The sequence below is a fragment of the Rheinheimera sp. D18 genome (genome assembly GCF_004345025.1).
In the GTDB taxonomy this organism is placed as follows: Bacteria; Pseudomonadota; Gammaproteobacteria; order Enterobacterales; family Alteromonadaceae; genus Alishewanella; species Alishewanella metallidurans.
Window position 1 is genome coordinate 2,597,745 of the sequence record NZ_CP037745.1, and the last position, 23,066, is coordinate 2,620,810.

The window sequence follows — 23,066 nt, forward strand, 5'->3', positions numbered from 1 at the left end:
GTAACTATTTGTTATAAAAAAGGCCCTTTCGGGCCCTTTAAACTAAATGTGCTTACTTACCTGATTTTTCTGATTTCATATATTTAAAGAAATCATTATCTGGCTGCACTACTAACACGTCACTTTTACTATCGAAGCTCTTTTTATAGGCTTCCATGCTGCGCACAAAGGAATAAAACTCAGGGTTCTTACTGTACACGTCTGCATATACCTTAGCGGCTGTTGCATCGCCATCGCCACGCACAGTACGCGAGTTACGCTCAGCATCGGCCAGCATTACTGTTACCCTAGCATCTACATCAGCGCGGATAATTTCAGCTTCTTCCATACCTTTAGAACGATGCTCACGGGCTACAGCCTGACGCTCTGCACGCATACGAGCAAATATTGAATTACTAATTTCGTTTGGTAAGTTAATTTGCTTAACTCGGACGTCAACTACTTCAATGCCAAACTCATCAGCAGAAGCGGCAACCTGAGATAACGCGCCTTGCATTAGCTGAGTACGTTCGCCAGAAACAATTTCTTGAATGGTTCTTGAACCAAACTCAGAACGTAAACCGTTATTAATTATGCCTTTTAAGCGGTCTTCAGCTTGGGCTTTATTACCACCACGAGTAGCAACAAAGTACGCACCAAAATCTTTAATCCGCCATTTAACGTAGCTATCTACCAATAAGTCTTTTTTCTCGGCAGTAACAAAACGATCCGCCGGATCGTCCAACGTTTGAATACGTGCATCAAACATTTTTACGTCTTCAATAAACGGAATTTTTATATGTAAGCCAGGGCCAAATACTTTAACTTTATTAGCATCGTCAACTTGAATTTTACCAAATTGAATGACAATAGCGCGTTTGCCTTCTGCGACAACAAACAGTGAAGACACCACTACAACTGCCAGTACTACGAAAATAGCAATTAGAAAATTCTTCATTTTTTATCCCCTACCAGTACGCGGCTCACTGCCACGGGCAGTGTTTTGTCTTACTTCAGTATTGCTGCTATCTAACTGAGTACGCGGCGTAGATAACGTTGCTGGTTGGCTACGTTGTTCAGTTGAACCTTGATTGTTCAACATTTTATCTAACGGTAAATACATAATATTATTGCCATTTTTTACGTCTACCAGCACTTTAGATGTGCTGCTATACACTTGTTCCATAGTTTCTAGATAGATACGATCGCGAGTTACTTTAGGTGCCGCAATATATTCTGGTAATAACTTTTCAAAGCGCGCTACTTCACCTTGTGCTTTTAACACAATTTGTTGCTTATAGGCTTCGGCTTCTTGCATTACACGGTTTACTTGACCACGAGCACGAGGTTCAATTTCGCGAGCATAGGCATCTGCTTCTTTGACAAAACGTTCTTGGTCTTCTTGCGCAGAAATCGCATCATCAAACGCAGCGCGCACTTCTTCTGGCGGCCGCGCATCGCGGAAATACACATCGACTACACTTAAACCCGTTTTGTAGGGTTCCATGATCATCTCAAGCTCAGTACGCGTATTCTGCCGCACCACTTCACGGCCACGCGTTAACACGTCATCCATAATTGAGTGACCAATAACAAAGCGAAGCGCAGAGTCAGTAGCTTCTTTCAAGCTGTTATCAGCATCGACAACCGAGAACAAATATAGCATCGGGTCGAGTATTTTATACTGTACTTCAAAGGTAACTCGCACCAAGTTTTGATCTTGAGTTAACATAAAGCCATCAGTACGCAAGGTACGCACTTCATCAACGTCTACCGGAATAACAGTATCAACAAAGGTGGGCTTCCAATGAATACCAGCAGTAACTTCACTATGGTATTGACCAAAGCGTAAAATCACACCGCGTTCAGCCGTTTGAATGGTATAAAAGCCACTAAAAGCCCATACCAGCGCAGCAACAACTAATATCAACAGCGAAGCAGCAGCAAAGCCACCACCGCTATTGCCACCAGAAGATTTACCACCGCCAAAAACGCCGCCTAGCTTTTTGCCGAAGTTACGAAATACTTCATCTAAATCTGGTGGCCCCTGATCACGACCGCCCTGTTTCCACGGGTCGTTATTTTTACCATTGTTGCCGGGCTCATTCCAAGCCATGCTCTACTCCGTTCTAAGTTGCAAAATAAAGGTTAATGTATCAAATTACCGGCGCGCTGACGATATAGTTTTCTAGCACGCCTTGAGACTGCTTTAAATAACGCTGCCATACGCTGTCACTAATTCGCAATTTCAGCTCACAGTTACCCTCGCTGTCAAACTGTTCGTGCGCGATACAATGCTGTTGATGAAACCGCGACCGCCACACTGACTGAGCCGGCGGTAGCAACAGCATTACATCAACAAATTGCTCGGATAACAGTTGAGTTATCGCTTGCACTAATAAATCGATACCGGCGCCGGTAGCCGCCGATAAATACACCGCGGCAGGTTGGCCGTATTCATTATATTCAATACGCGGCGCTTGATGTAGTAGGTCAACTTTATTAAAGACTAATAACTGAGGTATTTGGTCGGCGTCTATTTCTTCAAGAATAGCGTCAACCTGCTGCATATTGCTGTCTTTACGTGCATCAGCAACGTCAACAACGTGCAGTTGAATATCAGCTTCACGAGTTTCTTGTAAGGTAGATTTAAATGCCGCCACTAGATCATGCGGTAAATGCCGAATAAAGCCAACAGTATCAGCTAATATAATGTCGCCGATGCCTTTTAGTTTTAGCTTGCGTAATGTCGGATCTAAGGTAGCAAATAACTGATCGGCAGCGTACACGCCTGCGTTAGTTAGCCGATTAAACAGCGTTGATTTACCTGCGTTGGTGTAACCCACCACTGATACTACGGGCACTTCAGCTTTTTGCCTGGCTTTGCGACCTTGCTCGCGCTGAGTTTCTAGTTTAGCTAACCTAGTTTGTAGCGCTTTAATACGCTCGTTCAATAAACGCCGGTCGGTTTCAAGCTGTGTCTCGCCCGGGCCACGCATGCCAATACCGCCTTTTTGCCGGTCTAAACCTTCCCACCCCCGCACCAAGCGAGAGGCTAAATGCTGTAACTGAGCCAGTTCAACCTGCAACTTACCTTCAAAGGTACGGGCACGCTGGGCAAAGATATCGAGAATAAGGGTAGTACGGTCAATAACTCGAGCTAAACAAACGCGTTCAAGATTACGCGTTTGCGCGGGACTTAAGGCATGATTGAAAATAATAACATCGGCTTCTGTTTCTGCTACTAACGCAGCAATTTCAGCCGCCTTGCCGGAGCCAACAAAAAATTTTGCATCAGGCGCACTTCTGCTCGTCGTAACGACTTGCAGGCATTCAACGCCAGCAGAAGACACCAACAATTTGAGTTCACTCAAATCTTCGCTGTTGTGCTGCTGCGAAAAGTTTACATGGACAAGGATCGCTTGTTCCGCAATAACGCTAATGTCAGACAAGCGAAAGCTCCCTGTTATTATTCCGTATCGTCTTCGTCGTCACCCTGACCATTACTATGACTGATCATTGTATTAACGGCACGTGCTGGCACGACGGTTGAGATGGCGTGTTTATATACCATCTGACTGACGGTATTTTTCAGTAAAATAACAAACTGATCGAAAGATTCGATCTGACCCTGAAGTTTAATACCATTCACCAAGTAAATTGACACTGGAATACGTTCCCGTCTCAAGGTGTTTAAAAATGGGTCTTGTAAAGATTGGCCCTTTGCCATGTGCCGCTTTCCTTTTATTATTAGTGTGTCTTATATGAGTATTATTTTTTTTATTTCAAGTTGTTAAAGCATTTTTATTTATTCAGCTTAGCGAAGTTAAAATCGCTTGCAAGTTTTCTGTCACTGGCGCGTCGCTTTCTAGCCAATTTAACTGCGACCAGCCACGTAACCAGGTTAATTGCCGTTTTGCTAACTGTCGCGTTGCCGCAATGCCCCGCTCAGTCATCTCAGTGTAACTGCACTCGCCATCTAAATACTGCCACATTTGCCGATAACCTACGCAGCGGATAGAGGGTAAATCAATATGTAAATCAGTACGCTGCCGTAAAGCTTGTACTTCTTGTTCAAAACCTGCCGCTAACATTTGCTCAAAACGCAAGGCGATGCGTTGATGCAGAACCGAACGCTCGGCAGGCGCAATAGCGAATTGGTGTACAGGAAAAGGAAAAGGTTCCCCTTTGTCTGCGGTTAATTCTGTTAAAGTCCGACCGGTAATTCTGTACACTTCTAGCGCACGATTAATTCGCTGCGGATCATTCGGATGAATGCGCTGCGCGGCAATAATATCAACCCTTGCTAATTCATCGTGCAACGCTGCCCAGCCTCGGCTTTGAGCTTCACGCTCAAGTTGAGCCCGTATCTCTGCATTCGCTTCAGGTAATGGCGATATTCCCTCAAGCAAGGCTTTAAAATACAACATAGTGCCGCCAACCAGAATTGGAATGTTACCACGATGTTGTATTTCAGCAATTAATCTTAACGCATCATTACGAAAATCTGCCGCAGAATAGCTCTCAGCGGCATCGCGTATATCAATAAGATGGTGCGGTGTAACTTTCTGCTCGGCTGCTGTTGGCTTAGCAGTGCCAATATTCATATCGCGGTAAACTAATGCACTATCAACACTAATTAACTCTGACGGGATCTGCTGATGTAACGCCGTTGCCAGTGCCGTTTTGCCAGACGCCGTTGGCCCCATTATAAAAACTACATTATTTAATGCTTGGTTCATTAATTTAGTTCCGTTAACAAACTCAGCGTTGTTTCTAGCTGCAGCGGCACACTTAACCAAAACTCTGGCGCATTAAGTAATTGCGGTATGGAGTGTAACACCGCCCTAGCCGATACCCTATTAGCGTTAAGTAGCATAGACAATAAATGCTTTATTAGCTGCTCTGGGCTATCTAGGCATAACTGCTCAAGCCAAAGCGGTAACCATTGGCTAATAGCGCTATGCCTCAGCCAGCTAGGCACTGCTCGAATAATCAGTATCTTATCGCTAAGTAGTAAATCAAAACCTAACTGATTAAATTGTTCTGCTTGTTGCGTTAATAAGGCAATTTGTTCGACATTAACGGTTATACGTTGTGGCAAGAGTATGGGTTGCGCCGGTTGCGGATGCACAGAAAAATAGGCCGTAAGTGTCGGTATTAAATCGATAACGTGAATATTTTCTGCCTGTTGCTGCAATAAATAGCGATTATCAGCGATCAGTAACGCTGCAGTGCTAACGGCGTGCTCGGTAGCTTGCTGTGTCACAGGTATGGCAACAGCGGGCTCAGTGTTGGCCTGATGTTGCCAATACGATAGCTCACGATTTACCGCCGCGGCTGAGGCTTGATATGACGACGCAGTGCGACCTGCGCCCTGCCATTGGCGCACATGACTTGCTGAGGGGTAAGCCTCTCTACTTTGCTCCTGCACTTCAGATGGCGCGACTATGGCTAGCTGAGGTCGAGGTGTAAGCTGGTGCAGTGCATCAGTTAAAGCTGACACGACAAAATCATGAATTAATCTGGCTTGATGAAAGCGCACCTCATGCTTTGCTGGGTGCACGTTAACATCCACCTGACGTGGGTCGAGCTCTAAATACAACACAAACGCCGGTTGCTGATCAGCAAGTAAGTGCTCACCATAAGCTTGGCGAATAGCATGATTAAGTAGCTTGTCGCGCATCATGCGGCCATTAACGTAGCTGTACTGACACTGCAGCTGAGCAGAACAAGCTTCAGGTTGCACAATCCAACCCCAAATACGCACATCGCCATATTGGTTTTCAATAAAAGCAGCATGCTCGCTAAAGGCACGGCCACATAACGCGGCGACGCGTTTTTGCCGCTGCTCTGCTGAATCAGCCGCTTTTAAGCGGCGTACTGGTTGACCATTGTGTGTTAATTGCCACGTTACGTCGTAGCGGCTTAAGGCTAAACGTTTAACCAGTTCGTCAATATGGCTAAATTCGGTTTTATCGGTGCGCAAAAATTTACGCCGCGCTGGCGTATTAAAAAATAAATCGAGCACTTCAATGCTGGTACCAACAGGATGCGCCGCTGGGCGTACATCTACGTGCATATCACGACCGGCAGCAGTTGCTTGCCAAGCCGCGCTCTGATCATGCGTCCGCGAGGTTAATGTTAGCCGGGATACCGAGCTAATACTGGCAAGGGCTTCTCCACGAAAGCCCAAGCTGCTAATGGCCTCTAAATCATCTAGATCAGCAATTTTACTGGTTGCATGCCGACTTAGTGCCAATACCAACTCTTGTTCTGGTATCCCGCTACCATTATCCCGCACCCGAATAAGTTTGCTGCCGCCTTTTTCTATATCTATTTCAATAACATCTGCGCCAGCATCTAGGCTATTTTCAACCAGCTCTTTTACTACTGAGGCTGGCCGCTCAACAACCTCTCCCGCCGCTATCTGATTCGCCAGCTGCGGGGATAATATTCGGATCGCCATATTTAAGGGATCCGTAGCGTCTGGCCAACATTAATGCTGTCAGAGCTTAACTTATTAATATGCCGTAAGTCGTCGATAGAAACGTTATAACGCTGAGCCAATAGCGATAATGATTCACCGGCGCTAACTCGGTGTTCACGTGATCGTTGTTGCGCGAAGAGCGAATCTGCTGGCGGCGATTTTTCAAAATGGCGCTTTAATGCGGTAAATAATGACTGCGCTAGCTTAGACTGATGACTAGCTGACTTTAATAATTTTTCTTCTTGTGGGTTAGAAATAAAACCAATTTCTACCAAAATAGACGGAATATCGGGTGCTTTAAGTACGCCAAGGCTGGCAGCTTGCGGCTCTTTTTTATGCAAAAAGGCAATTCGGTCTAACTCTAACAATACTTCGCTGGCAACTTGATGTGCGGTAATCATTGAATGATTCATCGACAAATCTAATACTGTTTGTGCCAGATAACGCTCATTCACTGAATCTTTAATAATTTCAGCTACACCACCAAGCAGCTCAGAATGTCGCTCAGTTTGCTCCAGCATTCGGCCCACTTCGGTTGTCGCACGACGCATTGATAATACCCAAACCGATGCCCCGCGCGGTTGCGGCGAAGTAAAGGCATCAGCGTGTATTGATACTAACAAATCAGCTTGCTGACCCCGAGCAATTTCGGTGCGTTTGTTTACATGAATATAATAGTCATTGGTGCGCACCATCATGGCTTTCATGCCCGGCTGAGCATTAATTAATCTTGCCAACTGTGTTGCAACCGGCAAGGTGATGTTTTTTTCATAAAAACCACTAGGGCCTATAGAACCAGGGTCTTCGCCACCATGTCCAGCATCAATAGCAATAACAATATCGCGTGCCGCACGAATAGCGACTGGCGGTATGTTTTCTACTGGGCTGTCATCAAATAAGTCGACCACTAAACGGTGGCCGTATGGCGGTGTGGGCGGCAGCGCAAAAACACTCGTTTTAGTCGCCTTGTTTAAATCTAAAACAATACGCATCTTGTTGGCATCGCCACTGCTACGAATGGCTTTAATTAGCGCAGACTCACCGGATATTTGCGGTAAGGTACTACCGCCTTTAATGTTGCTTAAATCTATAACCAGTCGCTCTGGCTTATTTAGGGTAAAACTTTTGTGTACAGGCGCTGCCGCCATATCAAACACTATGCGGGTATTATCTGGTGACGGCCACACCCGCACACCCTGAACCTGATTTGCCGCCGCGACTGAGCTCAGTAAAACCAGTAACAGTAAGCAGCTTTTAATTATGTAATTATTATTTTTCATTATCTGCTAAGGCTTTTATTATGTTGGCACCCACATTGGTATTTGCCGTTAGCGTTACCTGTCGGTGCTCTTGCTGAAAAACTAAGTGTATGTCGAGATCGGGTATAGGTAAATAACCCATGCCTTGCTCCGGCCATTCGATCAAACATAACGTATCGGCACGAAAATAGTCGCGAATACCCATAAACTCTAATTCTTCGGCATCACGTAAACGATATAGGTCAAAATGAAACACAGTAAAGCCAGCAAATTGATAAGGCTCAACCAAGGTGTAGGTTGGACTTTTAACCGTGCCATTATGGCCAAGCGCGTTAAGTAAGCCACGGCTAAAGGTGGTTTTACCTGCGCCTAAGCTACCATGCAAAAATAACGTTTGCCCAGGTTTTACATAGCGCGCAAGTTGCTGTGCCAACAATATTGTTGCCGCTTCATCTTTTAATACACTCTGATATTGCGCCACCGGTCACCACACTGTTTGCTACCATGAATAAATCGCTGCCATGTTAACAAATTAAGTCACTAATGAGCCAGTAAAACCGCGTATTACCGCTTTAGCTAGCGCAACAGGTTAGCCGAGCTGCAACAATTTATGCTAAATTACCCACCCTTACATCAGTTACTACTGTTTCTATGGATTATGCAGCGCTAGCGCAACAAATAAAAACGTGGGCAAAAGAGTTAGGTTTTGCTGATCTAGGTATTACTGGCGTTAGTTTGCCCGACGCCGAGCGCCACTTACAACACTGGCTAGATGCTGGCTATCACGGTGAAATGGACTACATGGCTAGCCATGGCATGTTAAGAGCAAGGCCCGCCGAATTAGTTCCCGGCACAGTTAGGGTGCTTAGTGTACGAATGGATTACTTGCCGCAGGGTGCGGGTTTTGCTACAAACTTGGCTGACCCAACGCAGGCCTATATTAGCCGCTATGCGCTAGGCCGAGATTATCACAAACTGATACGCAACCGCTTAAAGCAATTAGGCCAACGCATTAACCAGCAGGTGGCTGAACTAGGTTTTCGTCCCTTTACCGATTCAGCACCAATATTAGAACGCCCACTAGCCCAACAAGCTGGCCTAGGTTGGGTGGGTAAACACAGCTTATTATTAAACCAAGAAGCCGGTTCGTGGTTTTTCCTTGGCGAACTACTCATCAATTTACCGCTGCCTATTGATACACCTCATGATGGCAATTGCGGTAGCTGCGTGGCTTGCATCACCAGTTGCCCCACAGGCGCTATTGTTGCGCCCTATGTAGTTGACGGCCGTCGCTGTATTTCGTATTTAACTATTGAGCTTAAAGGCGCAATACCTGAAGAGTTTCGCTCATTAATTGGCAACCGCATTTATGGCTGTGACGACTGCCAGTTAGTTTGCCCAGAAAACCGTCAGGCCCCACTATCAATAGAAGCCGACTTTCAGCGCCGAGAACAATGGCAAAACCAAAGTTTACTCAGTTTGTTTAATTGGCAAGAACACGAATTTCTGAATTACACTGAAGGCAGTGCAATTCGTCGTATTGGTTTTGAGCGCTGGCAGCGCAATATTGCTGTAGCTTTAGGTAACGCACCGTACAGCGATACGGTTATTAGCGCTTTACAGCAAAAGTTAGCAGACACCACTGCCTTAGTTGCCGAGCACATTCACTGGGCATTACAGCAGCAAAAACGCAAAGGCTGGCAGCAAGACTCATTAATACCCCGAAAAACCGCACGTTTAGTGCGTATTATCGAAAAAGGTTTGCCTCGAGATGCTTAAGTTTGGCATCTCGCTCATCTTTTCGTTGTTTAGCCGCAATTAAAATTTGTTGCTGTTGTTGTTCGCTCGCCGTGCTCCACTGCGTGATCTCGGTTAATAGCCGGCCACAACCAAGACAGCAGTCTTGCTGATCTAAACAGCAATTTCGAACACAGGGCGAACGCAACATAACTACCTTCTTTATTTAGCCTACACTGCGCTCGTTGACAGCATAGTGCCGGTTTCCTCTAAACGCTGGTGCCAAGATAAGGCTTCAGTTAATAAGTGTGGTGTATGCCCACCTTTTGCGCAAGCTCGGTTATAGTAATCTAATAAAGCTTCACGATAGGTCGGGTGAACACAATGCGTGATCACCTGAACTGCGCGCTCACGCGGTGCTAAACCACGTAAATCAGCTAAACCTTGCTCTGTTACTAAAATATCAACATCGTGTTCCGTGTGATCAACATGGCTTACCATAGGCACGACACTAGAAATAGTGCCGTCTTTAGCCACCGATTTAGTAACAAAAATAGCTAAATGCGCATTGCGGGCAAAATCACCAGAGCCACCAATACCATTCATCATTCTAGTGCCACAAACGTGGGTAGAGTTAATGTTGCCGTACAGATCAAATTCTAGCGCAGTGTTAATGGCAATAATGCCTAAACGGCGCACTAATTCAGGATGGTTAGATATTTCTTGCGGTCGCAGTACCAGCTTATGTTTATATTTATCTAAATTACCAAACACACTTTTATTACGCCGCTCGGATAAGGTAATGGAGCTTCCTGAAGCAAAATCCAGTTTGCCGGCATCAATTAAATCAAAGGTAGAATCTTGTAGCACTTCAGAATACATCGTTAAGTGTTCAAACGACGAGGCGATTAAGCCAGTCATTACTGAGTTGGCGATATTACCAATACCCGCTTGTAATGGGCCAAGATTTTTTGGTAAGCGCCCATCTACTACTTCTTGTTCTAAAAATGCGACTAAATGATTAGCAATTGCTTGTGTGTCGGCATCAGGCTCAGTAACGGTTGAAGGTGAGTCAGTTTTATCGGTGAACACTATGGCAACAATTTTTGCCGGATCAATTGGAATGGCAGTACTACCAATACGATCATCCGCTTTAACTAATGGCACTGGCGTGCGCGTTGGCCGATAACTGGGAATGTAGATATCATGCAAACCTTCTAAATTTGGGTTTTGACCAAGGTTAATTTCAATAATCACCTTTTTGGCAAAAATAGCAAAGCTTGCCGAGTTCCCCACTGACGTAGTTGGCACAATATGGCCTTGCTCGGTAATGGCAACTGCTTCAATAATCGCAATATCGGGCAGCTTTAGCTGATGATTACGCAATTGCTCTACGGTTTCAGATAAATGTTGGTCAATAAACATAACTTGACCGCTGTTAATCGCTTTGCGTAATGTACTGTCAACTTGAAACGGCATCCGTCGTGCCAGCATACCGGCTTCGGTCATTTTTTTATCAAGATCGTTACCTAAAGATGCGCCGGTCATTAAGGTAATTTTCATTGGTGTAGTTAACGCTTTTAGTGCCAACGCTTGGGGCACTGCTTTGGCTTCGCCAGCACGGGTAAAACCACTCATTCCCACGGTCATACCATCTTCAATCATGTCAGCGGCAAGTTCAGCTGACATTACTTTAGTGTGCAATGAAGCAAGGCGAATACGTTCTAACGACATAAGCTATTATCTCAGTACGACAAAAAGGGCGTCATTCTATGAGTAAAGATAGCAGCTGACTAGCCAACCTAGACTTAAGTCTAATAAGAATAGAGCAATAAATCACTCGGCGTAAAATAGCAATAAAAAAAGCCGCTAAAAAGCGGCTTTTTTTATTAATTTGGAGCGAGTAACGAGGTTCGAACTCGTGACCTCGACCTTGGCAAGGTCGCGCTCTACCAGCTGAGCTATACTCGCAAAATCTAACGCTGTTGCGTTCTGATGGCGCGCATTTTACAAAATCGGTTGGCTTATGCAAGCATTTTATTCAGGTAATTTAAAAAAATGCGTGCGATAGGTTACTAATTCAGCAATTGACTCGCGAATATCGTCTAGCGCTAAATGGCTGCCGGCTTTTTGTACTTTCGCTAATACATCAGGGTGCCAGCGCCGTGCCAATTCTTTTACCGTACTCACGTCTAAATTACGGTAGTGAAAAAAAGCTTCCAATTGTGGTGCATATTCTGCTAAAAAACGCCGGTCTTGGCCAATGCTATTGCCACACATTGGCGATTTACCCGCATTTACATATTGCTGTAAAAAGGCAATTGTTTGCTGCTCAGCCTCAGCTAAGCTAACGCTACTTGCACGACAGCGGGCGGTTAAACCACTTTTGCCATGTTGCTCAACACACCAAGCACTCATATTATCTAGCACCTCGTCCGATTGTTTAATAGCAAACACCGGCCCTTCAGCGAGTATATTTAACTGACTATCAGTAACTATGGTCGCCATTTCTAGAATAACGTCGGTTTTTGGCTCTAGTCCGGTCATTTCTAAATCAAGCCAAACTAGATTATTATCATTTACACTCATCAAAAGCCCTTACGCAGCATGCTGCTTTGTTCATTTACAGAATACGGGTATCATACACGCCCTAAGCTTAGCAGTAATAGCATCCTTTACATCAGAGCGAAAACAGACGCCGTGACGAAGAAAAAACATCTTACCCAGCGCCAACAGCAGCGCATTGTCGATAACGCCAGTAAAAGGCTAAGGGTAGCAAAAAACAAAGGTGTCGAATCTGTTGATGACGCCAGCTTTGCCGCCGTAGAAACCGGTTTAGTATTAAGCCGCTTTGGCCAGCACGCCGACGTTGAAGATCAGCACGGCGACGTGGTGCGCTGTAATATGCGCCGCGCTATTGCCTCACTGGTAACCGGTGATCAGGTAATTTGGCGTCGCGCATTGCACCCCACAGGTGGTGTAGATGGCGTAATTGATGCGGTAGAAGAACGCAGCTCAGTGCTATTACGCCCCGATTTTTATGATGGCCTAAAACCAGTAGCCGCTAATATCGACTTAATGATTATTGTTTCAGCTATTTTACCTACGCTGTCACTAAATATTATCGACCGCTACTTAGTTGCTGCCGAAATAACCGGCATTAAACCCTTGCTGGTCATTAATAAAGTAGACTTACTTAGCGCAGATGAACTACAAGCTACCGAGCAGCAACTCGCGTTATATCAAAAGCTTGGCTATGACTTTTTGCTGGTTAGCGCTAAAGCCAACTTGGGCATGCAGCAATTACTCGATTACTTACATAGCGGCACCAGCATCTTTGTTGGTCAATCCGGTGTGGGTAAATCATCATTAATGAACAGCCTAATGCCAGGCCTAGCGGCACACACCCAAGAGGTTTCGACTAACTCAGGTCTTGGGCAGCATACAACCACGGTATCGCGGTTGTATCATTTACCTAATGGTGGAGATCTAATAGACTCACCGGGTATTCGCGAATTTGCTCTATGGCATTTAACCGCTGAAGAAGTAACGCGCGGTTTTGTCGAGTTTACGCCTTGGTTAGGGCGCTGCAAATACCGCGACTGCAAACATATTGCCGATCCGGGCTGTGCCATTCAGCATGCCGTCGAGAATGGCGAGGTTAGCCATGAACGCTACGACAGCTATTTAAAAATTCTCGCCAGTATGGCGCAAGATAAACCCAATTATTTTTAACCGAGCACCAATAACTAACTTATAACTGAGAGCACAATGGATAATTTAAAAATTACCCTGCAGTATCTGCTGCCAAAGCATTTAATTTCACGCTTAGTAGGTAAACTTGCCGCGGCAAAACTGGGCTGGTTTACACATTTTTTAATTAACCGTTTTATTAAGGCTTACGGTATTAATATGGCTGAAGCGCAATTTGAAAACGCCGAGCAATATGCCAGCTTTAACGAATTTTTTACTCGGCCATTAAAAGACGGCATTCGCCCACTAGCTACTGAGACCAACATTATTGCTCATCCGGTAGATGGCTGTATTAGCCAACTAGGCCCTATTGTGCAGGGGCAACTGGTGCAAGCAAAAAACCATAGCTATTCGCTGCAAGCGTTATTAGGCGGCGATATAGCCACTGCCGAGCCATTTATGGGCGGCGAATTTGCCACTATTTATTTAGCACCTAAAGATTATCATCGCATTCATATGCCAATTACAGGCACATTACGGCAAATGATTTACGTCCCTGGAGACCTGTTTTCCGTTAACCCGTTAACCGCTGAAAACGTACCCGACTTATTTGCCCGCAATGAACGCGTAGTCACTATTTTTGATACCGAGTTAGGGCCAATGGCCTTGGTATTAGTAGGCGCAACTATTGTTGCCAGCATTGAAACCGTATGGGCCGGCACGGTAACGCCACCAGCCGGTAAGCATGTATTCCGTTGGAATTATCCGGCACACGGTAAAACCGCGATTACGCTAGAAAAAGGCGCCGAAATGGGCCGCTTTAAATTAGGCTCTACTGTCGTGTTGGCATTTCCAGCTAATAAACTACAATTTTTAGCTGAGCAACAAGCAGGCACAGTAACCCGCATGGGTGAGCCGTTTGCTAAGCTAAACTAACGTTTAGGCCATAACTAATTTTTCAAGGTGGAGATAAATGCAAATTATTGCCCATCGCGGTGCTAGCGGCGAATATCCAGAAAACACGCTGTTAGCATTCGACCACGCCATTATGCAGTGTGCCGACGCTATCGAACTTGATGTGTTTGTGGTTGATGGCGAATTAATTGTCATCCACGACTACCACTTAGCACGCACCACTAATGGCACTGGCAGTATTTATCAGCACAGCTTAGCCCAGCTAATGCAGCTAGATGCCGGCAGCGGCGAGAAAATTCCTACGCTGTGGCAGGTGCTGCAGCGCGTGCAAAATAAGTTATGGTTGAATATTGAATTAAAGGGTGAAAACACCGTAGCGCCGTTACTAGCACTGCTGCAACAAGCCGAGCAACAACTTGGTTTTGACTGCCAGCAATTGCTAATCTCGTCGTTTAACCATCATTTATTATTACAGCTAAAACACACTAGGCCGGAGTTAAAGCTCGGTGCGCTAACAGCCAGTTTACCCATTGATTACGCGGCCTTTGCCCAGCAGCTGCAAGCTTACTCGGTTAACTGCGATATTAGTTTTATTAACCAAGCCTTTGTTGATGATGCTAAAGCGCGTGGGCTGAAAGTGTATGTGTATACGGTTGATAGTGCAGATGACATTGCCAGAATGCAGCAATATGGTGTAGATGGCATTTTTACTAATTATCCAGCAAGAAGTCGAGGCTGCTTATTGCCGCAGTAAAGTGTAGGTAAAGCTAAGTTAACTCACTTGGCTGTTAATGCTCGTCTTCACAGCTATTGCAGCTATTACATAAGCGCATATTCATTACGTGCGCTAATACTACCAGCGCCGCACCTACCATTAATACGACGTGCTCGTAATCCGCGCCCCAAGTATCCTTTTGCCAGTAAATAAAACCGCCAAGAAATAACGAGTAAAACGGATAAAGTTTACGGTGGTAACGATGAAAACCAATAAACAACGTAATAAAGCCCAGCACCATAGTAATCAGTAATACAATGCGTTCAAAAGCGTGATTATGCACTGCACTTAACCCCAACAAAGGCAATACAGGCAGAATAACCGGCAGCAAAATACAGTGAATAGCGCAAAGCGACGTTACTGTAATACCGATTTTATCAAATGCATTTCTAACCGCTGCTAACACGATGCTCACTCTAGATAGTAAAACTAATGAAACGATATAGTATAACAAAACATTTGCGAAGGGAACGGTTCGTGTAAAAAATACTTTTGTTCTCACCCGCCACGCGTGCTGAAGTGAATACAGGCTTATGGCATAATGCCGCCATTATTTTTTAGGTAAGCGCGATTATGGATACTTTACTTACGCAACTTGATGACAATTTGAAAGAGCTGTACCGCAAAGCCGTAGACGCTGATGCACTGCTTGATAACTTGCAACAGCAAGGCCATGCCAAACACCAACGCATTTTTGCTGATAGCCAATTATTTCAAGCGTCTAGTAATCGCTTTATGCCTTATTTAGCCGAAACGGCAGAACAGGTAGCCGCAATGCGCCATAGTCAGCAGTTTAACACCGCTACGCTGCAGCGTGTTGTGCAGCAGTTAAAGCAGCTACACAGCACGCTAGCTGAGTTTCGCGCAGCCATCAGTAGCTAAATTAGCCGACATATTTTACTGACTTACTTTAGGTAGTGCCGCGCTATGCTGCTCTACTTTTGGTAATAGCACCTTGTTAAACCAGTTTTGCAACATGGTTTGTTCATAATGAAAATCGTTAGAATTAGTATTTTGCCCTATGGTTTGCATAAAACCCAGATCGCGTAGCTTTTCTTCTTCGTTTAACAGTTCTTCGCCAAAATTATCACGCAGTACATGGTTAAACTTAATGGCGGGTGAGTATAAATCTTTCACTATGCGTAGCGCATTACCAGCACCACCTGCGAAGTAGTCTACATCACCGGCAAGATCGATATCAGTAACCGTAACCTGCCAGCTATAGCCTTCTGGCAACTTGGCGGCGAGCTGTTGAAAAAACTCATCAAACTTTTTCATTACCCGTTCACGGTACACTTTACGATTATCGTTTGCAGGTTGAATATCAGTAAATTTTTCTGGCTGCTGCCATTTTACTTCAACCTCGGCAGAGTGCAGCTCGGCCGAATAAATTGTGCTGCATAGCAGCGCCGCAAATCCGCAAATAACAAGTTTATTACGCATCGCCAATCTCCTGCTGTTGTTAGGTGAGTTTAGTCACACCATTAGAGCCTAAAGTACATATTAAGTTTAGTTACTGTTACCACTATAACGCTAATTGCTAACACTATGCTCGTAATGTTTTGTATAAAGATGTAGCCAAAACACCTTAGCCTAAAAACAAAAACCCCAGCAATGCTGGGGTTTTAAGTAAGTGATAACTTACCAACGGTTTACATCATACCGCCCATACCACCCATGCCGCCCATATCAGGCATTGCTGGGCCATCAGCTTTTGGTAATTCAGTAACCATGGCTTCGGTAGTAATCATTAATGAACCTACAGAGGCCGCAAACTGCAGTGCTGAACGCGTTACTTTAGTTGGGTCTAAGATACCCATTTCTAGCATATCGCCGTACTCACCCGTTGCCGCGTTGTAACCGTAGTTACCTGTACCTTGCTTAACTTGGTTTACGACTACTGATGATTCATCACCAGCGTTATCAACGATTTGACGCAGTGGCGATTCCATTGCACGTAAGGCAATTTTAATACCGTGGTTTTGGTCTTCGTTAAGGCCACGTAAATCCGCTAATTTAGCTGCTACGCGCACTAAGGCTACGCCACCGCCAGGTACTACGCCTTCTTCTACGGCAGCACGGGTTGCGTGCAGCGCATCTTCAACGCGGTGTTTTTTCTCTTTCATTTCAATTTCAGTTGCCGCACCTACTTTGATTACAGCAACACCGCCAGCTAATTTAGCTAAACGCTCTTGCAGTTTTTCTTTGTCGTAATCTGAGGTTGCTTCTTCAATTTGCTGGCGTATTTGCTTCACGCGGGCATCAATAGCACCTTGCTCACCAGCACCGTCAATAATAGTGGTGTTATCTTTGGTGATCACTACGCGTTTAGCTGTACCTAACTCTTCTAAGCCGGCTTTTTCTAATTCCATACCAATTTCTTCAGAAATTACCGTACCGCCAGCTAAAGTAGCAATATCTTGCAGCATGGCTTTACGACGATCGCCGAAACCTGGTGCTTTTACTGCAGAAATTTTAACGATACCACGCATGTTATTTACTACTAACGTAGCTAACGCTTCGCCTTCTACGTCTTCAGCAATAATTAACAATGGCTTACCTGATTTAGCTACGCCTTCTAATACCGGTAATAACTCACGGATGTTAGAAATTTTCTTATCAATAGTAAGAATGTACGGGTTATCCAATTCTACCTGGCCCGCTTCTTGGTTGTTGATGAAATAAGGTGACAAGTAACCACGGTCAAACTGCATACCTTCAACCACATCTAGCTCGTTTGCTAGACCTTGGCCTTCTTCAACAGTAATAACGCCTTCTTTGCCTACTTTGTCCATGGCATTGGCAATAATTTGGCCAATTTCATCGTCAGAGTTAGCTGAAATAGTACCTACTTGAGCAATAGCTTTAGTATCAGCACATGGTTGCGACAGTAATTTCAATTCAGCTACTGCAGCAATAACGGCTTTATCAATACCGCGTTTTAAATCCATTGGATTCATACCGGCTGCAACCGCTTTAACACCTTCGTTAATGATGTTTTGCGCTAATACTGTTGCAGTAGTTGTGCCGTCACCAGCCTCATCATTGGCTTTAGAAGCAACTTCTTTCACCATCTGCGCGCCCATATTTTCAAACTTGTCTTCTAGCTCAATTTCTTTTGCTACTGATACACCATCTTTAGTGATCAGTGGCGCGCCGAATGACTTGTCTAAAATAACGTTACGGCCTTTTGGCCCTAAAGTTACGCGCACAGCGTTTGCTAAAATATTGACGCCTTTAAGCATCTTGTTACGGGCTTCATCGCCAAAACGTACGTCTTTTGCTGCCATTTTCTTTAATCCTTACATTTAGTTAATGCGTTATACGGTTCAAAAAATTAATCCAGAATTACACCTAAGATATTGTCTTCTTTGGTGATCACGTATTCTTGACCATCAATTTTCTCAGTGCGCTCAACATAAGCGCCGAACAGTACTTTGTCGCCAACTTTAACGTCTAACGGTTTTACATCACCGCTCTCTAAAACGCGGCCATTGCCCACTGCAACAACTTCACCACGAGTAGATTTCTCTGCTGAAGCGCCAGTTAGTACAATGCCACCAGCTGATTTGCTCTCAGCTTCTAAACGTTTGATGATGACACGGTCATGTAATGGACGAATATTCATGCTCTATCTCCTAAAGCTTCTTTGTGATTTAACATGGGTGTTAAATTGTGTGCTGCATATATGGGGTAACGCGAAAAAGAAACCAAGGGCTAAGGCTAAAATTTCTTAGTCTTTTGTTTAATAAATATTTATTTCAGCAGTTAGTGAAATAACCTGCGTAAATACAAGGTCTTTACTTACACGAAATTTATGACAAATAGAAAGCCAAGCCTCGGCTATTGTCGTATTCTGTAACTGAGCAATGTTGCACTACAGCTATGTAGGCGCGGTATATGAGGAAATATAAGTAGATGTTTAAAGTATTTGTTCTGCCATTTTTATTATGGTTTGCCTTAGCAGGGGCTGCACTCGCACAACAAAATTCAGTGCTCGATAGCTTACTTAAGCCGACTGACAATTTTTTGCCTGTTGACCAAGCCTTTGAGTTTGATTTTATTCAGCAGGACAATGCATTAATTATCAGCTGGAACATTGCTGATAACTACTATTTATACAAAGACAAAATTAAACTCGGCGGCATTGCGGTGAGTTTTTCTCACCCAACGTACCCTGCTAGTATGCAAATTGAAGATGAGTACTTTGGTGTAACTGATGTTTATTTTCATCAACTTACACTGCGTATTCCGTTAACTGACGTTAGCGAAGATGCAGTATTTAAAATTCAGTATATGGGCTGTGCCGAAGCAGGTCTTTGCTATCCGCCAGTCACTAAAGAAGTACCGCTATTATCGGTTACCCCCGCCAACGCGGCATCAACCAGCACGCCCTCAAGTTCGCTGCCAGCATCAAGCCAAAACCAACTGGCAGAGAAATTAACTGCGGGCGCCAGCATTGCTACCTTAGCAGGGTTCTTTTTATTGGGTATTGGTTTGGCCTTTACGCCATGCGTATTCCCAATGTACCCAATTTTAACTAGCATTATTGTTGGCCAAGGTGCGGGTTTGTCCAATAAACGCGCCTTTACCTTATCGTTTTCTTACGTGCAGGGTATGGCTATTACTTATTCATTACTTGGGCTAGTTATTGCTAGTTTAGGGATGAAATTTCAGGGCTATATGCAGCACCCTGCTGTACTAATTGTTGCCAGTATTATTTTTATTTTGTTAGCGCTGTCTATGTTTGGTGCATTTAATTTAAGCCTACCATCAAGCTGGCAAGAGAAAATTAGCAAGGTTAGTAACAAGCAACAAGGTGGCTCACACAAAGGCACCTTTGTTATGGGCGCGCTGTCGGGTTTAATTGCATCACCGTGCACCACCGCACCGTTATCGGCAGCATTATTGTATGTTGCCCAAAGCGGTGATTTACTGCTTGGTGCCATAACCTTATATATTTTAAGCCTAGGTATGGGCTTGCCATTATTATTGTTGGGCAGCTCAGGTGGCAAACTTTTGCCTAAAGCGGGTAACTGGATGAACGCGGTAAAATCGACCTTTGGCTTTTTGTTATTGGCCGTACCGCTTATTTTACTTGACCGTATGTTGCCGTTTAGCTATGTATTGGCCGCGGGGTCATTATTAGCATTGGCGTTCGTTATCTACATATACCGGGTGCTCTTTAGCCTGCAAAATTCCAGCGCGAAGGCGATACTGTTAATTATTGGTCAACTGCTTATGGTCGCTATCTTGTATTTAAACATGCAGCATTGGTGGCCAGCGCCAGCAACCTCAACTACCGCAACACAAACACAAAGCACAGGTTTTGAGTTGGTTACTAGCTTAGAACAACTACAACAAAAAGTAGCCAATAGTGATGGCCGCTACACTATGGTCGACCTGTACGCAGATTGGTGCATTGCCTGTAAAGAATTTGAGCACTTAACTTTTCCTAAACCTGAAGTTCAGGCGCAGATGCAAAACATGCAATTACTAAAGGTTGATGTCACTAAAAACACCCTTAAAGATCAAGCCGTGTTGGAACACTACCAAGTGTTAGGCTTACCAACTTTGCTATTTTTCAGCCCAGACGGTACCGACCTAACTCAGGCTCGCGTAACTGGTTTTAAAAACGCCAGCGAATTTTCCGCACACTTACAACAACTGCAACAGTAAGCAGATCGCGGTGTTTCTTTGCCAACGCCGCGACCTTTTCTTGTCTTTCTGGCTGATAAGACCAGTATTTTGCTGCGATTTGTCACGATTTCACTATAATAAGGCGCTATTGTTAAGCTAACGGCTTTGTTGCAGTATGTTTTTACTACGCAAATACGGTTAAACCCTAGCTTTAGCAAGGTTTAGCCGAATTAAAACAATTAGTGGGAATTACGCACCGATGGCGGCAACTTATCGAATTTTAGTTTTAAATGGCCCTAACTTAAATATGTTAGGTGTGCGCGAACCTGAAGTATATGGTTCGGCTACTTTGCAAGATATTATTACCGACCTGACGGAACAGGCAGCAGCGAAAGATGTCAAACTCACACATTTACAATCTAACGCTGAACACGAACTAGTGAATGCCATTCAACAAAGTTTAGGGCAACAAGACTATATTCTGATTAACCCGGGTGCATTTACCCACACTAGTGTGGCTATTCGTGATGCGCTGCTGGCTGTGGCTATTCCGTTTATTGAAGTACATTTATCTAATGTGTATGCCCGCGAAAGTTTTCGCCGGCACTCGTATTTATCTGATATCGCCAAAGGGGTGATCTGCGGTCTGGGGGCCAAAGGTTACCACTATGCTTTAGACTCGGCGGTAGCAGTTTTGAAAACAACCAAATAGTAATAACTAAATCAGGCTAAAAGACATGGATATTAGAAAGATTAAAAAATTGATCGAGCTGTTAGAAGAGTCAGGTATTTCTGAGCTTGAGATCACCGAAGGTGAAGAGTCAGTACGCATCAGCCGTAACGGCCCTGCACAGCATTACGCGCCAATGCAACATTATGCACCAATGCCACAACAAGCAATGCCAGCGCCTGTTGCACCAGCGGCTATTGCAGCAGTAGATGCACCAAAAGTAATAAGCGGCCACGTGGTTAAATCACCCATGGTTGGTTCGTTCTACCGAGCGGCATCACCAACGGCTAAAGCCTTTGTTGAAGTGGGCCAAACAGTTAAAGTAGGCGATACTTTGTGTATTGTAGAAGCAATGAAGATGATGAACCAAATCCAGTCTGATAAGGCCGGTGTGGTAAAAGAAATTCTGCTTGAAAACGGCGAGCCGGTTGAGTTTGACCAGCCTCTCTTTGTGATTGAATAACGCAAAAGGCAGACTGATGCTAGAAAAAGTACTGATTGCCAATCGCGGCGAAATTGCACTACGTATTTTACGCGCGTGCAAAGAGCTGGGCATAAAAACGGTTGCTGTACACTCTACCGTAGACCGTAATTTAAAACACGTGTTGCTGGCCGACGAAACCATTTGTATTGGTCCGGCCGCTTCACCACTGAGTTATTTAAATATTCCTGCACTTATTGCTGCGGCTGAAATAACCAATGCTCAAGCTATTCACCCAGGTTATGGCTTTTTAGCTGAGCGTGCCGACTTTGCACAACAAGTAGAAGAAAGTGGCTTAATTTTTATTGGCCCACGTCCAGAGTCTATTCGCACTATGGGCGATAAAGTTGCGGCTATTGAAGCAATGAAAAAGGCTGGTGTACCTTGCGTACCGGGTTCAGACGGCGCAGTAGGCGACGATGCCGAAACTAATATGGCAATTGCTAAACGTATTGGCTATCCGCTTATTGTTAAAGCCTCAGGCGGCGGCGGTGGTCGTGGTATGCGTGTAGTGCGTAGCGAAGCCGATTTAGTTACCTCAATTGAAATGACTAAAGCTGAAGCGAAAGCCGCATTTGGTAACGACATGGTGTACATGGAGAAGTTTTTGGAAAATCCACGCCACGTTGAAATTCAAATATTAGCTGATGGTCAAGGCAACGCTATTCATTTAGGTGAACGCGACTGTTCAATGCAACGTCGCCACCAAAAAGTGGTGGAAGAAGCGCCAGCACCAGGTATTACTGATGAACTGCGAAACTTTATTGGTGAGCGCTGTGTGTCTGCCTGTAAAGTAATGAATTATCGCGGCGCCGGTACCTTTGAGTTTTTATTTGAAAACGGTGAGTTTTTCTTTATTGAGATGAACACCCGAATCCAGGTAGAGCACCCAATTACGGAAATGATAACCGGTGTTGACCTAATTAAAGAACAGCTACGTATTGCTTCTGGCATGCCACTGACGATTAAACAAGAAGATATTGTCATTCGCGGCCATGCTATTGAATGTCGTATTAACGCTGAAGATGCAAAAACCTTTATGCCATCACCAGGTAAAATTACTCGGTTTCATCCACCAGGTGGTAATGGCATTCGCTGGGATTCGCATATCTATGCCGATTACACCGTACCACCAAACTACGATTCAATGGTCGGTAAGTTAATTACCTATGGTGAAACCCGCGATATCGCTATTGCGCGCATGCGTAATGCGTTAGATGAATTGCTAGTAGAAGGTATTAAAACCAATATCGAATTGCATAAAGACATTATGCGCGATGAAGGCTTCTGTAAAGGCGGCACTAATATTCATTACTTAGAACATAAACTAGGTATCAATTAAGTATTTGCCACAGATTAAAAGGCCG

At 44.6% G+C, this 23,066-nt stretch carries 24 protein-coding genes and 1 tRNA gene; 9 read left to right on the forward strand and 16 right to left on the reverse strand.

Annotation, left to right across the window (positions count from 1 at the left end; translation table 11 throughout):
- Positions 1 to 52: 52 nt before the first annotated feature.
- From hflC to tsaE, 8 genes are all read right to left on the reverse strand, one after another.
- Positions 53 to 937: a protease modulator HflC gene (gene hflC, locus E0Z06_RS12265; RefSeq protein ID WP_132585100.1), complete on the reverse strand. Its 885-nt coding sequence runs from the start codon at positions 935 to 937 to the stop codon at positions 53 to 55.
- A gap of 3 nt (positions 938 to 940) precedes the next feature.
- Positions 941 to 2,095, reverse strand: a complete 1,155-nt coding sequence (gene hflK / locus E0Z06_RS12270; RefSeq protein ID WP_132585102.1) for an FtsH protease activity modulator HflK — start codon at positions 2,093 to 2,095, stop codon at positions 941 to 943.
- Between the two features lie 40 nt (positions 2,096 to 2,135).
- Complete coding sequence (gene hflX / locus E0Z06_RS12275) at positions 2,136 to 3,431, reverse strand: ribosome rescue GTPase HflX (protein ID WP_132585104.1); 1,296 nt, start codon at positions 3,429 to 3,431, stop codon at positions 2,136 to 2,138.
- A gap of 17 nt (positions 3,432 to 3,448) precedes the next feature.
- Positions 3,449 to 3,709 carry an RNA chaperone Hfq gene (gene hfq / locus E0Z06_RS12280; protein WP_132585107.1) on the reverse strand — a complete coding sequence of 87 codons (261 nt, stop codon included), beginning with the start codon at positions 3,707 to 3,709 and terminating at the stop codon, positions 3,449 to 3,451.
- Between the two features lie 82 nt (positions 3,710 to 3,791).
- On the reverse strand, positions 3,792 to 4,721 hold the full coding sequence (gene miaA / locus E0Z06_RS12285) for a tRNA (adenosine(37)-N6)-dimethylallyltransferase MiaA (RefSeq protein ID WP_132585110.1): 930 nt from the start codon (positions 4,719 to 4,721) through the stop codon (positions 3,792 to 3,794).
- A complete protein-coding gene (gene mutL, locus E0Z06_RS12290; RefSeq protein WP_132585113.1) occupies positions 4,721 to 6,448 on the reverse strand; it encodes a DNA mismatch repair endonuclease MutL in 1,728 nt (575 codons plus the stop codon). Before mutL ends, miaA begins: the two co-directional genes overlap by 1 nt.
- A 2-nt stretch (positions 6,449 to 6,450) precedes the next feature.
- Positions 6,451 to 7,749, reverse strand: coding sequence for an N-acetylmuramoyl-L-alanine amidase (locus E0Z06_RS12295; protein WP_132585116.1), 1,299 nt, complete (start codon positions 7,747 to 7,749; stop codon positions 6,451 to 6,453).
- Positions 7,739 to 8,209: a tRNA (adenosine(37)-N6)-threonylcarbamoyltransferase complex ATPase subunit type 1 TsaE gene (tsaE, locus tag E0Z06_RS12300; RefSeq protein WP_132585119.1), complete on the reverse strand. Its 471-nt coding sequence runs from the start codon at positions 8,207 to 8,209 to the stop codon at positions 7,739 to 7,741. The genes E0Z06_RS12295 and tsaE overlap by 11 nt, the downstream gene beginning before the upstream one ends.
- A 170-nt stretch (positions 8,210 to 8,379) precedes the next feature.
- Here tsaE and queG point away from each other — a divergent pair, with 170 nt between their 5' ends.
- A complete protein-coding gene (queG, locus tag E0Z06_RS12305; RefSeq protein WP_132585122.1) occupies positions 8,380 to 9,507 on the forward strand; it encodes a tRNA epoxyqueuosine(34) reductase QueG in 1,128 nt (375 codons plus the stop codon).
- On the opposite strand, the gene E0Z06_RS12310 is transcribed toward queG, so the two are convergent.
- From E0Z06_RS12310 to orn, 4 genes are all read right to left on the reverse strand, one after another.
- Entirely contained in the window at positions 9,476 to 9,676 is a 201-nt protein-coding gene (locus E0Z06_RS12310; RefSeq protein ID WP_132585125.1) for a DUF1289 domain-containing protein, read from the reverse strand. The two genes, queG and E0Z06_RS12310, sit on opposite strands and share 32 nt — an antisense overlap.
- A 20-nt stretch (positions 9,677 to 9,696) precedes the next feature.
- Positions 9,697 to 11,199: an acetyl-CoA hydrolase/transferase family protein gene (locus tag E0Z06_RS12315; RefSeq protein ID WP_132585128.1), complete on the reverse strand. Its 1,503-nt coding sequence runs from the start codon at positions 11,197 to 11,199 to the stop codon at positions 9,697 to 9,699.
- A gap of 161 nt (positions 11,200 to 11,360) precedes the next feature.
- Positions 11,361 to 11,436 (reverse strand) — tRNA-Gly (locus E0Z06_RS12320).
- A gap of 66 nt (positions 11,437 to 11,502) precedes the next feature.
- On the reverse strand, positions 11,503 to 12,054 hold the full coding sequence (orn, locus tag E0Z06_RS12325; RefSeq protein WP_132585131.1) for an oligoribonuclease: 552 nt from the start codon (positions 12,052 to 12,054) through the stop codon (positions 11,503 to 11,505).
- Between the two features lie 111 nt (positions 12,055 to 12,165).
- On the opposite strand from orn, the gene rsgA reads away from it, so the two are divergent.
- From rsgA to E0Z06_RS12340, 3 genes are read left to right on the forward strand one after another with little or no spacing between them, the layout of a single operon-like run.
- The gene (gene rsgA / locus E0Z06_RS12330; RefSeq protein WP_132585134.1) at positions 12,166 to 13,200 is read left to right on the forward strand and encodes a small ribosomal subunit biogenesis GTPase RsgA; all 1,035 of its coding nucleotides are present in this window, start codon (positions 12,166 to 12,168) and stop codon (positions 13,198 to 13,200) included.
- Positions 13,201 to 13,236: 36 nt separating this feature from the next.
- On the forward strand, positions 13,237 to 14,094 hold the full coding sequence (asd, locus tag E0Z06_RS12335; protein WP_132585137.1) for an archaetidylserine decarboxylase: 858 nt from the start codon (positions 13,237 to 13,239) through the stop codon (positions 14,092 to 14,094).
- A gap of 37 nt (positions 14,095 to 14,131) precedes the next feature.
- Entirely contained in the window at positions 14,132 to 14,827 is a 696-nt protein-coding gene (locus tag E0Z06_RS12340) for a glycerophosphodiester phosphodiesterase family protein (RefSeq protein WP_132585140.1), read from the forward strand.
- Between the two features lie 34 nt (positions 14,828 to 14,861).
- Here the strand turns inward: E0Z06_RS12340 and E0Z06_RS12345 are convergent, their stop codons facing one another.
- Positions 14,862 to 15,254 (reverse strand): MerC domain-containing protein, encoded by a 393-nt coding sequence (locus E0Z06_RS12345; protein ID WP_132585143.1) that lies wholly within the window; start codon positions 15,252 to 15,254, stop codon positions 14,862 to 14,864.
- Positions 15,255 to 15,421: 167 nt separating this feature from the next.
- On the opposite strand from E0Z06_RS12345, the gene priC reads away from it, so the two are divergent.
- On the forward strand, positions 15,422 to 15,730 hold the full coding sequence (priC, locus tag E0Z06_RS12350; RefSeq protein WP_132585146.1) for a primosomal replication protein PriC: 309 nt from the start codon (positions 15,422 to 15,424) through the stop codon (positions 15,728 to 15,730).
- Positions 15,731 to 15,745: 15 nt separating this feature from the next.
- On the opposite strand, the gene E0Z06_RS12355 is transcribed toward priC, so the two are convergent.
- From E0Z06_RS12355 to E0Z06_RS12365, 3 genes are all read right to left on the reverse strand, one after another.
- Positions 15,746 to 16,291, reverse strand: coding sequence for a DUF3016 domain-containing protein (locus E0Z06_RS12355; protein ID WP_132585149.1), 546 nt, complete (start codon positions 16,289 to 16,291; stop codon positions 15,746 to 15,748).
- A 209-nt stretch (positions 16,292 to 16,500) separates the two neighbouring features.
- Positions 16,501 to 18,138, reverse strand: coding sequence for a chaperonin GroEL (gene groL, locus E0Z06_RS12360; protein ID WP_132585152.1), 1,638 nt, complete (start codon positions 18,136 to 18,138; stop codon positions 16,501 to 16,503).
- A gap of 47 nt (positions 18,139 to 18,185) precedes the next feature.
- On the reverse strand, positions 18,186 to 18,476 hold the full coding sequence (locus E0Z06_RS12365) for a co-chaperone GroES (RefSeq protein ID WP_132585155.1): 291 nt from the start codon (positions 18,474 to 18,476) through the stop codon (positions 18,186 to 18,188).
- Between the two features lie 290 nt (positions 18,477 to 18,766).
- Between E0Z06_RS12365 and E0Z06_RS12370 the strand changes: the two genes are divergently transcribed.
- From E0Z06_RS12370 to accC, 4 genes are all read left to right on the forward strand, one after another.
- Entirely contained in the window at positions 18,767 to 20,527 is a 1,761-nt protein-coding gene (locus tag E0Z06_RS12370) for a protein-disulfide reductase DsbD (protein ID WP_132585158.1), read from the forward strand.
- Between the two features lie 220 nt (positions 20,528 to 20,747).
- The gene (aroQ, locus tag E0Z06_RS12375; protein WP_132585161.1) at positions 20,748 to 21,200 is read left to right on the forward strand and encodes a type II 3-dehydroquinate dehydratase; all 453 of its coding nucleotides are present in this window, start codon (positions 20,748 to 20,750) and stop codon (positions 21,198 to 21,200) included.
- A 25-nt stretch (positions 21,201 to 21,225) separates the two neighbouring features.
- Positions 21,226 to 21,681, forward strand: a complete 456-nt coding sequence (accB, locus tag E0Z06_RS12380; protein ID WP_132585164.1) for an acetyl-CoA carboxylase biotin carboxyl carrier protein — start codon at positions 21,226 to 21,228, stop codon at positions 21,679 to 21,681.
- A 16-nt stretch (positions 21,682 to 21,697) separates the two neighbouring features.
- Entirely contained in the window at positions 21,698 to 23,041 is a 1,344-nt protein-coding gene (gene accC / locus E0Z06_RS12385; protein ID WP_132585167.1) for an acetyl-CoA carboxylase biotin carboxylase subunit, read from the forward strand.
- Positions 23,042 to 23,066: the final 25 nt, after the last annotated feature.

Coding starts and splice junctions, on each gene's coding strand:
- miaA (WP_132585110.1), bottom strand. CDS start 4,721: ATGAACCAAGCATTAAATAATGTAGTTTTTATAATGGGGCCAACGGCG.
- hflK (WP_132585102.1), bottom strand. CDS start 2,095: ATGGCTTGGAATGAGCCCGGCAACAATGGTAAAAATAACGACCCGTGG.
- asd (WP_132585137.1), top strand. CDS start 13,237: ATGGATAATTTAAAAATTACCCTGCAGTATCTGCTGCCAAAGCATTTA.
- E0Z06_RS12340 (WP_132585140.1), top strand. CDS start 14,132: ATGCAAATTATTGCCCATCGCGGTGCTAGCGGCGAATATCCAGAAAAC.
- hfq (WP_132585107.1), bottom strand. CDS start 3,709: ATGGCAAAGGGCCAATCTTTACAAGACCCATTTTTAAACACCTTGAGA.
- E0Z06_RS12365 (WP_132585155.1), bottom strand. CDS start 18,476: ATGAATATTCGTCCATTACATGACCGTGTCATCATCAAACGTTTAGAA.
- aroQ (WP_132585161.1), top strand. CDS start 20,748: ATGGCGGCAACTTATCGAATTTTAGTTTTAAATGGCCCTAACTTAAAT.
- accB (WP_132585164.1), top strand. CDS start 21,226: ATGGATATTAGAAAGATTAAAAAATTGATCGAGCTGTTAGAAGAGTCA.
- queG (WP_132585122.1), top strand. CDS start 8,380: ATGGATTATGCAGCGCTAGCGCAACAAATAAAAACGTGGGCAAAAGAG.
- E0Z06_RS12370 (WP_132585158.1), top strand. CDS start 18,767: ATGTTTAAAGTATTTGTTCTGCCATTTTTATTATGGTTTGCCTTAGCA.
- E0Z06_RS12295 (WP_132585116.1), bottom strand. CDS start 7,749: ATGAAAAATAATAATTACATAATTAAAAGCTGCTTACTGTTACTGGTT.
- orn (WP_132585131.1), bottom strand. CDS start 12,054: ATGAGTGTAAATGATAATAATCTAGTTTGGCTTGATTTAGAAATGACC.
- hflC (WP_132585100.1), bottom strand. CDS start 937: ATGAAGAATTTTCTAATTGCTATTTTCGTAGTACTGGCAGTTGTAGTG.
- groL (WP_132585152.1), bottom strand. CDS start 18,138: ATGGCAGCAAAAGACGTACGTTTTGGCGATGAAGCCCGTAACAAGATG.
- mutL (WP_132585113.1), bottom strand. CDS start 6,448: ATGGCGATCCGAATATTATCCCCGCAGCTGGCGAATCAGATAGCGGCG.
- E0Z06_RS12355 (WP_132585149.1), bottom strand. CDS start 16,291: ATGCGTAATAAACTTGTTATTTGCGGATTTGCGGCGCTGCTATGCAGC.
- E0Z06_RS12310 (WP_132585125.1), bottom strand. CDS start 9,676: ATGTTGCGTTCGCCCTGTGTTCGAAATTGCTGTTTAGATCAGCAAGAC.
- priC (WP_132585146.1), top strand. CDS start 15,422: ATGGATACTTTACTTACGCAACTTGATGACAATTTGAAAGAGCTGTAC.
- accC (WP_132585167.1), top strand. CDS start 21,698: ATGCTAGAAAAAGTACTGATTGCCAATCGCGGCGAAATTGCACTACGT.
- E0Z06_RS12315 (WP_132585128.1), bottom strand. CDS start 11,199: ATGTCGTTAGAACGTATTCGCCTTGCTTCATTGCACACTAAAGTAATG.